This window comes from Mesorhizobium sp. M7A.F.Ca.CA.003.01.2.1 (genome assembly GCF_003998945.1).
GTDB classification, from domain to species: Bacteria; Pseudomonadota; Alphaproteobacteria; order Rhizobiales; family Rhizobiaceae; genus Mesorhizobium; species Mesorhizobium ciceri.
In genome coordinates this window covers 1-10,094 of the sequence record NZ_RZRA01000070.1, presented here as the reverse complement: position 1 = coordinate 10,094, position 10,094 = coordinate 1, and the positions used below count along the sequence as shown (strand labels likewise).

Below are 10,094 nucleotides of genomic sequence, written 5' to 3'. Positions count from 1 at the left end.
TTCATTGGCGGGGGCTGCTTGTGACAAACCGCTGATCCGCGACGGGATGCATCCATGTTCATCCAGCCAATCGACTATTTCCTTGCCGTCTGGTTCGCTCTTGCCGCCGCCTCGACGCTCTATGTCGGCTTCGATCAATACCGCAACAATCCCGAACCGGTGGTGATGAAATGGGGTTTCATCCTGGTGACCCTCTATATGGGTCCATTGGGGCTGCTGCTTTATGTGCTTGCAGACAAGGAGCCACGACCGGGCGAGCATGAAGACTTCACCAGGCCGCTATGGAAGCAGGGCGTCGGTTCGACCATCCACTGCGTTGCCGGCGATGCAACCGGCATCATTCTCGCGGCGGTCATCACGGCAACGCTTGGCCTGCCTATGTGGCTCGACCTCATCGTCGAATATCTGGCGGGTTTCGCCTTCGGCCTGTTCATCTTCCAGTCGCTGTTCATGAAATCGATGATGGGCGGCACCTACTGGGAGAATGTGCGCAAGAGCTTCCTGCCCGAGTTCATCTCGATGAATTTCATGATGGCCGGCATGGCGCCCGTCATGAGCTTCCTGATGATGGGGCGCGACATGCGCGCGATGGAGCCGACCGAGCTCTTGTTCTGGGGCGTGATGTCGATCGGCGTCATTGCCGGCTTCACACTTGCTTATCCCGCCAATGTCTGGCTGGTCGCCCGCGGACTGAAGCACGGGTTGATGACGCAGCGCCCGGAGGCGGCCGAAATGAGCAGTCGAGAGCCGACCGCCCAGCAACAGCACGCTACGCATCATGCCCGCGCCGGCGATGATCGACGACAAGGCCACGCCAACACATCCCACAAATCCAAACGCAACGGCCATCAGATGGAGACGGACGCCACGACGCCGCAGATAGCAGCCCTCGGCATGGTCTCGGTGCTGGCGCTGGCGATTGGCATGGCCGCACCGGCGAACTGGCTGAACCTGACGCTTTCGGCACGTGACGTCGGCGGGGCGATCATGCCGCAAGGCATGATCATGGGCCGCGACACGCCGGCGGAAGCCATGCGTGACATGGCTGCAACCAATCCGCATCGCGTCACGGCATCCTATGGCCTTGCCGCCAAAGGCGACCAGGAACTGCCATTCCGCCTGGAGAACGGCGTCAAGGTGTTCGACCTCAGGCCCTCAGTGGTCCGCTGGCAGATCCTGCCCAATGTCGCGGTCGACGCCTATGCCTACAACGGCCAGATCCCCGGTCCGCGCATCCACATTCGCCAGGGCGATAAGGTTCGCATCGACGTCACCAATGACCTGCCTGAGGAGACCACGGTGCATTGGCACGGCATGATCCTGCCGAACCAGATGGATGGGCCCGCCGAGATCACCCAGCCGCCGATCGAGCCTGGGCAATCCTATTCCTACGAATTCACCGCGACCCAGCACGGGACCTATTTCTATCATCCGCATGCCAAGCCGGACCGTACCCAGGCGCTGGGGCTCTATGGGGCGCTGATCATCGACCCTGCCAATCCCGCCGACGAGGTTCAGGCTGACCACGACTATGTGATCGAACTTCAGGAATGGCTGGTGCGCGATGGACTGACCTATCCTTCGATGCCGATGGAAGGCGGTATGCCGAACTTCTTCACCATCAACGGCAAGGCCTATCCCGCAACCGACGCCATCCCCATGAAGGTGGGCGAGACGCTGAAGGTGCGTTTCATCGGCACCAATAATGGCTTCGTCCATCCCATGCATATCCATGGCGGACCCTTCGAGGTCGTCGCTCGTGACGGTGAGACGCTTCCTCCCTCGGCGCGCTTTCTGGCCGATACGATCAATGTCGGGCCAGGACAGCGCTATGACGTCGTCTGGAAGGCACGGCGTCCCGGCAAGTGGCTCATCCATTGCCACATCCCGCATCACACGACGAACAACAATGTCGAGGAAAAGGGCGGCGGCGGGCTGATGGTCGTGATCGACGTCGGTTAAATCTGCCACCCCCCTGTGGATTTACCTGTGTCATCGGGGGGCGCGTTGTTGCGCGCTACTTCTTGATAATGGTTCCGTTGCGCAAGTCGAATGCTTCGGTACCGCGAGCCTGGCGATAGAAATCATCCTGCAATTCACCCCATTCGCCGAGAAAGGCGCCGCAATTGCTGCAATGAATTGGCGTCGACTCGTTGGCGTCGTCGGGAATGTCCATTTGGATGGTCCCACAAGCCTTGCAATCGAGTTTGTCGTCCAGCCGTCGTCCCATTTCCCAATGATTGCGCATTTTCGACCATGAGCCAATTGTCGATTTCGTACCAAATCGCATCGACCATGGCTCATCGGTCAATCGCGAGAGTCAAAAAGGACGGCCAGACCCAGTTCCCGTGCCAGCTCGATGATCGTCTCCATCAATTCATCATCTGTATCCTGCAAATAAGGCGCGTCCCTGCGAGCGGCCTCTATCGCCGCTTTGACCGAAACGATGTCGCCGTATCGCGCACTTCGAAGCTCTTCTGCCAGAAACGCCTTGGCGGTACCGACAGGTCTTATTGCCCATCTGGCGATGCTCATGCGGCTCCCTCCCATGGTCACCTCAGCTTCATTTTGATCCTGTCCAAGGTGCAGATCAATCGATGGTACGATTCCGTACGGAGCTACCCAACCGGTTGGAGACAGCCGTGTGACGAACGCCTTGGCCAGGGTTTTCGGCGTCTCTCTGGGGTGAGTTGGGGCGAAATCGCCCGGTGGGACCGGCCTTGCGGAACCATCGCTCAGCATGGGGGTTTCTTCAAAATCTCCCTCGAAGAATGCAAGGAGCGACCATGCGCATGTTGACGATAGCTGTCGCGCTTTCCGGGGCGGTCACCATTCAGCCCGTCTACGCCCAAACTATCGGACCGCAGCTTCCCCAGGTGACGCCACCGCAGGGCGAAGCGCAGCCGGAGCTGGCGCCGCCCGATCCAGGCTCTGCCGGTTTGAATTTCACCGGCGTCGCCATTGTCGCCGTCGAGGATTTGCCGGACGAAATCAAGGCGCAGGCCGATGCCGTGATTAACCAGACCAGCGCCGAAGATTTGCTTCGCCTGCAAAGCTCCGTCGATGCCTCACCTCAGGCGACGTCGGCTTTGAGAGCGAATGGGCTCAATTCCTCGCAGGTTGTCGCTGCAAACATAGATGGCGATGGCACGCTGACGCTGATCATTCAGACGACGACTTGAGGCATCGAACCATACGCATCACTGAATCGACGAAATGCAGTCGCGGAGAGCAGCAATGGTCGAAGCCGCCGTTCGCAACTTCACCATCAATTTCGGGCCACAGCATCCCTCCGCCCATGGTGTTCTTCGGTTGGTGCTCGAACTGGACGGCGAGATCGTCGAGCGTGCCGATCCGCATATTGGCTTGCTCCATCGAGGCACCGAAAAACTCATAGAGCACAAGAACTATTTGCAAGCGCTGCCCTATTTCGATCGGCTCGACTATGTCGCGCCGATGAACCAGGAGCATGCGTTCTGCCTCGCCGCCGAAAAACTGCTCGACATAACAGTTCCAAAGCGTGGGCAGCTTGTCCGTGTTCTTTTTTGCGAAATTGGCCGGCTTCTGTCGCATCTCCTCAATGTCACGACCCAGGCCATGGATATCGGCGCCCTGACGCCGCCGCTTTGGGGATTTGCGGAGCGCGAGAAGCTGATGGTCTTTTACGAGCGCGCCTCCGGCGCTCGCATGCATGCGAATTACTTCAGAATCGGCGGCGTGCACCAGGATTTGCCTGCGAAGCTTCTCGACGACATCTGGGCTTTCTGCGATCCGTTCCTCAAAGTCTGTGACAACCTCGACGATCTGCTCACCGGCAGCCGCATCTTCAAGCAGCGCAATGTCGATGTTGGTGTGATCGGGCTGGATGATGCCTGGCGCTGGGGATTTTCCGGCGTGATGGTACGCGGATCGGGCGCGGCATGGGATTTGCGCAAGGCACAGCCATACGAATGTTACCCTGACATGGATTTCGACATCCCCGTCGGCAAGAACGGAGACTGCTATGACCGTTATCTCGTCCGTATGGAGGAGATGCGCCAGTCGGTGCGGATCATGAAGCAATGCCTGGAAAAACTGCGGTCATCCGAAGGCCAGGGGCCGGTCGCGATTCCGAACCAGAAGATCACGCCGCCGCGGCGCGCCACGATGAAACGCTCTATGGAAGCGACCATCCAGCATTTCAAACTTTATACCGAGGGGCATCGCGTGCCGGCGGGAGAAGTCTACGCCGCGGTTGAAGCGCCAAAGGGAGAATTCGGCGTTTATCTGGTTTCTGACGGGGGCAACGTCCCTTACCGGTGCAAAATACGTGCGCCATCTTTCGCCCATCTGCAGGCGATGGATTTCCTGTCTCGAGGGCACATGATCGCCGACGTTGCCGCGATCATCGGGTCGCTCGACATCGTGTTTGGCGAGATAGATCGTTAGTCCTCGGCAGGTTGCGCGCTTGCCCCGCGATGCAGAAATTCCCTCTCATGCGTGGACGGGAGGCTCTTCATTCTCGTCGGGGTTGGGCAGCGGAGTCTCGTCCGGAAGCGTTTCCGGTTCGGGTTCCTCGATCGGCTCCGGCTTCCATGTTGGAGGCGGCACGGGCATATCGCGATTTGGGTCTGGCTGTCTTGGCTGTGGCATCTAACTATCTCCGTTCAGTCGGAACAACTCGTCCGCCGTGGCATGGTTCCTGGCAGAATACAGCCATCGAGATCGTTGCGCCCTCAAGGCAGGCGCACGTTGGTCCGCCCACGGATGCCGGCGCAAAAGTTGCAGATCGTTCGGAACCGGTCGGATTTTCGAGCCGTTGTCGTCGAAATCGACCAAGGAGAAGCGTGATGAAGGACAAGTCAGGAGATATCGACCATACATTGCCGCAGGTCGCCATCGACGATCAGCAGGTGCGACAGCTGGCCGCCACGACCGATTTGCCGTCAAGGCAGGCACGCGAACTGGTGCGCCGTCACGGCAACGATCCGCGGAAGCTGGAAGAGTTGGCGAGGTCGATCAACGCCACCAACTGAGTCCAGGCCAATGGGCATCGACGGCGCAAGCCGTTGGCATCAGATTTCCAGCAAGGCGTAGGGGCGGCCGCCAGGTTTGGCCACATGCATGGCGACGTTGTAGACCTTGGCTCCGCCAGGCGTTTGGCCTTCGTAAGAACCGCGATGTGCATGACCGTGCACGACAGCACTGACCTGGAATCGATCGATCGTTTCGGCCAGACGTGAAGAGCCCAGAAACGGAAATATTTCCAGCGGTTCTCCCGCGACGGTGTCGGCAATCGGCGCGTAGTGAAGGATCACCAGCGTGCGCTTGGCCCGCACCTGGCGCATCGCATTTTCAAGTCGCATTGCCTCGTTCACGCTTTCCGCGACCATCGTCTTGATCGCCGGTTCCCCGAATGAGCCGAGCATGCGTGACCCGAAGCCGCCTATGAATCCCTTCACGCCGACAAAACCGACCTCCTCGATTTCGACTGTCTGCCCGTCGAGGAGGTGAACATGCGCCTGCCGCAGGATCTTCGTGACGTCTTCCACCGCACCGGACTCGTAGTCATGATTGCCGAGGACTGCCACAACCGGGATCGAGCAGTTGCGCAGATCCTCGGCCAGCATCTCCGCTTCACGAGGCTTGCCGAGATTGGTCAGATCTCCCGTGAGAACGAGAATGTCCGCTTCGCTCGATATCTCGCCGAAGAGGTCTCGATACGAGTTTTGTGCATCTTCCCGCACATGGAGATCCCCGACCGCGGCAACTTTGAGCGCGCGTGCGCCGTCCTTGGGCGCGCTGCTCTTGACGGGATCAGCCATCACGGAATTCTCCCACACCACCGACGCCGGCGAAGCCCCATTCCTTGACGTCGATCTCGTAGTCGGTTTGCGAAAGCAGCCGCCCACGGCAGATCTTCATCCTTGGAGACGGCAATTGCCGTTGCTTGGCGAGGCGGTCGAGCAATTCATCGAGCAACCAGGCCGGGATATGATCCCGCTCGCTCGGATAGATCCATCTGAAATTGATAAGCTGCATCAACAGAACCTCCCAATGAACCTCCAGATAAGAAAGCAGCCGGTGCCAATCGATCTGATCGCCCGCCTTGAGAATCGTATGAGCGATATCGGCGCCGTCGTGTCGCCCTCTGTCCTGGATAAAGCATTTGGACCAGATGAGTTCGGTCGGGCCGATGATCCGCACCCTGCTGCCCAACAGCTCGGTTTGGCGGGCGTGTTCCAGCCACAGGTCGCCAACAGGCACCGTGCCGTTGGCCGAGCCGAAGATGACGTCGAAGAAATGCGTGCCCTTGAACACCTTGCCGAGCCACCGGTCGTCCTCGATTTCGACGGCATATCCAAGCTGCTTGAAATGGGCGAGGATCCGCGCGTAGTCGCCTGCCTTGCAGAAGATATCGAGGTCCTTGGTCTGGCGGGTGACACCCGTATAGGCGCTTACCGCGTAGGTCCCGGCGACCAGAAAGGGAATGTCGGTGGCGGCAAGCTCGCGGATTGCTTCGGTATAAAATACCTCCGCCTCGGCATTTTTGAGCGTCGGCGCCGCCTTTGCGTCAATCATGGGAAGCGAGACCAGAACGTTTTCAGGCAATGGGCCATTGGTCATGAAACGATGACTCCGAATCCGGCAACCGGCAGTCGCCCGCTGTGGTAACAACGTGAACCCCGCCTGGTTCCGCTACCGGGCGGCCAGCCAAAGGTTCATTCTCGTCACGTACTGGAAATTTCGGGATCGCGCCTGCCGATCCAAGCCCGGCCCAACGTCATCGCCGGCGCGCAAGTCTCTATGTCGCCTCGGAATCGGCCCATGCCGCCGCCAATGTCCCATTGGCCCAAATTTGAAACACCCCGTGGGTGCTCGATCTCGATCGTTTTAGAGTTTATTGGGCTTACCCAATCGGGTACAAAGCTGAAGCCGAGGCGCTTGATCTAACCGCACCCCGATCGGCGTGCGCCAAGCCATCATCAGGACCATCAAGGCATGACCCCCTCGCCTCCCTTTCTCGGCTTTCCCGACCGTCTTGCAGATAGCCGCGTGCCTCGTGCGGTGATCTTCGGGGCCGGTCACGGCAGCACCTATCCCGGCAAGGACAGCAGCGGCTATGCCTTGGCCGCCAACGCCATCCGTGCTGCCAGCCAGGACGATGCCGCGTTCGTCGAGCACTGGGATTTCGATCTTGGCGGCCCGCTGTTCGACGGCAAGCCGGACTCTTGCGTCGACGCCGGCGATATCTTGACCACCATGCATGACAATGCCGGCAACCGGGCCAGGATCGAGGCAAAAACGCGCGAGATCCTGACGTTGCCGGCTGTGCCGATCCTGATCGGCGGCGACTGTTCCATGACCATTCCCTTCCTCGCCGGCTTTGCAGAGCACGGGCCGGTCTGGGTCCTGCAGGTCGACGCCCATATAGACTGGCGCGACGAGGTTCATGGCGAACGCCACGGCTATTCGAGCCCGATGCGCAGGGCAAGCGAGATGCCGCATGTCGCCGGCATGGTGCAGGTCGGTCTGCGCAGCGTCGGCAGCGCGCGCATCGCCGAAATCGAAGCAGCCCGGCGCTATGGCAGCCGCTTCGTGACCGCCCGCGAGGTTCATGCCCAGGGCGTCGAAGCCGCGCTCCGGCATATTCCGGAAGCCGCGCGGGTCGTCGTCACCCTCGACTGCGACAGCCTTGATCCAAGCATCATGCCGGGCGTGGCGGCGCGTACACCCGGCGGCCTCACCTACACGCAGGTAATCGACCTGATCGCCGGCCTCGGCAAACGGGCCAGGATCGCAGGATTCGACCTTGTCGAGTTCTATCCTCCGGCCGATATTGACGGCCTGTCAGCGCTGACCGCCGCGCGCCTTCTTGTCAATGTGGTCGGCACCGTCGTCCGGCAGGTTTGATGTCAAAATCCCGCTCTTCGCCGCAGAGCGGCCCAAAGGCGCGTGAGCGAGCTTGCGGTTGAAATGCCCTTTTTGACACCTGGGTATTCGATCCTGCCTCGTCCGACCGGCTCGTCGCTCCAGACCAGGTTGAAAGCAATGCCCTTGAGCCCAAGCTCCCCGATCCGGCGTACGATCGTCTCCTGCAGATAAATATCGGATGTTCGCACCCCGTCGGCACGCTCGGGCAGCTTGAATATCTCGGTACCGCCGATTGCGTCCGCTCGAAGGACGAGGCTTTCGATCACCATGACGCCGCCATCGTCAAAGCGAACGATCTTTGAACGTTCCTCGTCCAGTGCATCGATCACGGTGGTGACATTGAAGAGCGATATTGGCTCGTCAGCAGGAAGCGGCAGGAATTCACCGTATGGTTGGAGGGTTGGCCGAAGCAACTTCGACGCCCTCGCTCGCAGGATGAGCACATGCTCGCCAAGCCATGGAAAATCTGAATATTGCCGGAGCGTACCGTCGTCGTGTTCGCGCAGGATCTCCATCCTGGGCGGATGCCATTGTGTCTGCTTCCGGCCGCAGAGCGTCGAAAACAGCTGGTAGTCGTCCGCCTGCCGAGGAAGGACCCATTCCTGTCCTTCGATCACGCTCAGGACATAGATATTCATCCGGTCCCCCGCACATCATCGCCTTGGTAGGCTCGGCCTGCTGCGCTGCTCTTCGCGCGCGTTCTCACCGCTGATCCGCGACGGCCATTTGCGGCACCGGCGGCAATTCGGGTGCATCCATCCCTTTGAAAGGGTCACGCCAGGCGTCGATGTCTTCAAGTCGACGGTACCAGCGGCTGACAGAGGGATAATCGTCGAGCGGCAGTCTGGCGGCGTCGTTGAACGGTAGGAAGGTCGCCATTCGAAAATCGGCATAGGAAACCGAATTGCCGACCAGCCACTGCCGCTCGGCAAGCACGGCGTCGAGTATTGCCGCAGCCGTATGGAATTGGTTCAGGCCCTCCTCCACCCGCTTCTGATCGATCGGGCCGATGCCGTACCGCTGTTTCGTCCCACGTTCGAAATGCACCGTGTCGCAAGCGAGTGCGAAGTGCTCCTTGCCCCAGCTGAGCCACCGGATCATCTCAGGTTCGTCATCGCCGGTGCGCCAGAAATCCGAATGCGCGTGGCGCGACAGCCTGCAGGCTATGGCGTCTGCCTCCCAGAGGCTCTTTCCCTCATCATCCACAAGGATGGGCAGTGAGAGGTTGGGATTTAACCGGCGAAATTTCTCCATTTGCCCGGCAGCGAATGGCGAGGCGAATTCGAAGTCCAGTTTCGTTTCGAGATAGCGTGCGATCGCGACCGCCAATCGAGGATTGGGATTGCGGCTGAAGTACAGCTTCATTGGGCACCGACGATCTGGGCGACCACGCAATAGTCGATCATGAGCAGCCTCTATGCAGCTTCGAAGTCAGCCCAAGCGCCCATGTATCCCAATGGATTGGGCTCGCCTTTCATCATCGTTTTTCGCCAAGCTTCCTGCTCGGCATTCATCAGAGCCAATTCCCAAACACAGGCAATAACAGGTCTCTTAACCGTGTCCATCGGTTCGGTTGCGGAATACAGCTTCCGATAGATGTGCTGACAAAGCACCGAACCCTGTATCCACCAGTGAGCTAAGATGGACACACCGAGCTCACCAGGATGAATGATCACAAAGCCCATGCCATTCTCGTCACCCTCGTCCGCCACACGCGGCAGAACCTCCTGTCGCACGAATGACTGCGCCAGAGTCGCCATGGGTTCGTCGATCTTTCTGTTGTCTGCGACGAGACCATAGACTTTGAGCTTGAGACCACCAATGTCCCATTGGCCCAAATTTGAAACACCACGTGGATGGTAGATCTCGATCGTTTCAGAATTCACTGAGCGCACTCCAATTGGCTATTGGCAGCAGACGTACCTGATAGCTCATCACGCGACTTGCACCCGGCGCGATCAGCATCAGGCCTGGTTTGTCGACAAAATCACCATCGAAATCCACCGGGCTTGCAAGGCCGTGCCAGGGTTCGATGCACAGGAACGGCGCGCCGCCCGGCTTTGACCAGACGCCCAACTCCCGAACCCCTTGCCAGGACATCTCGATCGCCGGGCCACGCTCGGCGGCATAACGCACGCTGGAGCTGGCGGGCTGGTCCATGATCACCGCGTCCTCGTCGA

At 59.6% G+C, this 10,094-nt stretch carries 12 protein-coding genes and 1 pseudogene; 5 read left to right on the top strand and 8 right to left on the bottom strand.

Translation table 11 applies throughout. The features are described 5' to 3' along the window. Positions 1–54: 54 nt before the first annotated feature. A complete protein-coding gene (locus EN969_RS05245; protein ID WP_063168034.1) occupies positions 55–1,962 on the top strand; it encodes a DUF4396 domain-containing protein in 1,908 nt (635 codons plus the stop codon). Between the two features lie 55 nt (positions 1,963–2,017). On the opposite strand, the gene EN969_RS05240 is transcribed toward EN969_RS05245, so the two are convergent. Together EN969_RS05240 and EN969_RS05235 are read right to left on the bottom strand one after the other, a co-directional pair. Next, positions 2,018–2,176: a hypothetical protein gene (locus EN969_RS05240; RefSeq protein ID WP_013531525.1), complete on the bottom strand. Its 159-nt coding sequence runs from the start codon at positions 2,174–2,176 to the stop codon at positions 2,018–2,020. Positions 2,177–2,307: 131 nt separating this feature from the next. After that, on the bottom strand, positions 2,308–2,535 hold the full coding sequence (locus EN969_RS05235; protein ID WP_013531524.1) for a hypothetical protein: 228 nt from the start codon (positions 2,533–2,535) through the stop codon (positions 2,308–2,310). Positions 2,536–2,786: 251 nt separating this feature from the next. Between EN969_RS05235 and EN969_RS05230 the strand changes: the two genes are divergently transcribed. The 3 genes from EN969_RS05230 to EN969_RS05215 all read left to right on the top strand — a co-directional run bounded on the left by EN969_RS05230 (position 2,787) and on the right by EN969_RS05215 (position 5,015). Further along, a complete protein-coding gene (locus tag EN969_RS05230; RefSeq protein ID WP_013531523.1) occupies positions 2,787–3,182 on the top strand; it encodes a hypothetical protein in 396 nt (131 codons plus the stop codon). Positions 3,183–3,237: 55 nt separating this feature from the next. After that, positions 3,238–4,428, top strand: coding sequence for an NADH-quinone oxidoreductase subunit D (locus EN969_RS05225; protein WP_063168035.1), 1,191 nt, complete (start codon positions 3,238–3,240; stop codon positions 4,426–4,428). 401 nt (positions 4,429–4,829) lie between these two features. After that, a complete protein-coding gene (locus EN969_RS05215; RefSeq protein ID WP_013531520.1) occupies positions 4,830–5,015 on the top strand; it encodes a hypothetical protein in 186 nt (61 codons plus the stop codon). 39 nt (positions 5,016–5,054) lie between these two features. On the opposite strand, the gene EN969_RS05210 is transcribed toward EN969_RS05215, so the two are convergent. Together EN969_RS05210 and EN969_RS05205 are read right to left on the bottom strand one after the other, a co-directional pair. Beyond that, positions 5,055–5,804 carry a metallophosphoesterase gene (locus EN969_RS05210; protein ID WP_013531519.1) on the bottom strand — a complete coding sequence of 250 codons (750 nt, stop codon included), beginning with the start codon at positions 5,802–5,804 and terminating at the stop codon, positions 5,055–5,057. Continuing rightward, positions 5,797–6,606, bottom strand: a complete 810-nt coding sequence (locus tag EN969_RS05205; RefSeq protein WP_063168036.1) for a nucleotidyltransferase family protein — start codon at positions 6,604–6,606, stop codon at positions 5,797–5,799. Before EN969_RS05205 ends, EN969_RS05210 begins: the two co-directional genes overlap by 8 nt. Positions 6,607–6,981: 375 nt before the next feature. Between EN969_RS05205 and EN969_RS05200 the strand changes: the two genes are divergently transcribed. Further along, entirely contained in the window at positions 6,982–7,893 is a 912-nt protein-coding gene (locus EN969_RS05200; RefSeq protein WP_063168037.1) for an agmatinase, read from the top strand. Between the two features lie 2 nt (positions 7,894–7,895). On the opposite strand, the gene EN969_RS05195 is transcribed toward EN969_RS05200, so the two are convergent. From EN969_RS05195 to EN969_RS05180, 4 genes and pseudogenes are all read right to left on the bottom strand, one after another. Continuing rightward, complete coding sequence (locus EN969_RS05195; RefSeq protein ID WP_013531516.1) at positions 7,896–8,552, bottom strand: DUF1629 domain-containing protein; 657 nt, start codon at positions 8,550–8,552, stop codon at positions 7,896–7,898. A 64-nt stretch (positions 8,553–8,616) separates the two neighbouring features. After that, positions 8,617–9,279 carry a glutathione S-transferase family protein gene (locus EN969_RS05190; protein WP_063168038.1) on the bottom strand — a complete coding sequence of 221 codons (663 nt, stop codon included), beginning with the start codon at positions 9,277–9,279 and terminating at the stop codon, positions 8,617–8,619. A 50-nt stretch (positions 9,280–9,329) separates the two neighbouring features. Continuing rightward, entirely contained in the window at positions 9,330–9,800 is a 471-nt protein-coding gene (locus EN969_RS35845) for a hypothetical protein (protein ID WP_013531514.1), read from the bottom strand. Next, positions 9,790–10,094, bottom strand: a pseudogene (locus EN969_RS05180) (aldose 1-epimerase family protein); the annotation flags it as partial. The pseudogene EN969_RS05180 and the gene EN969_RS35845, both read right to left, overlap by 11 nt.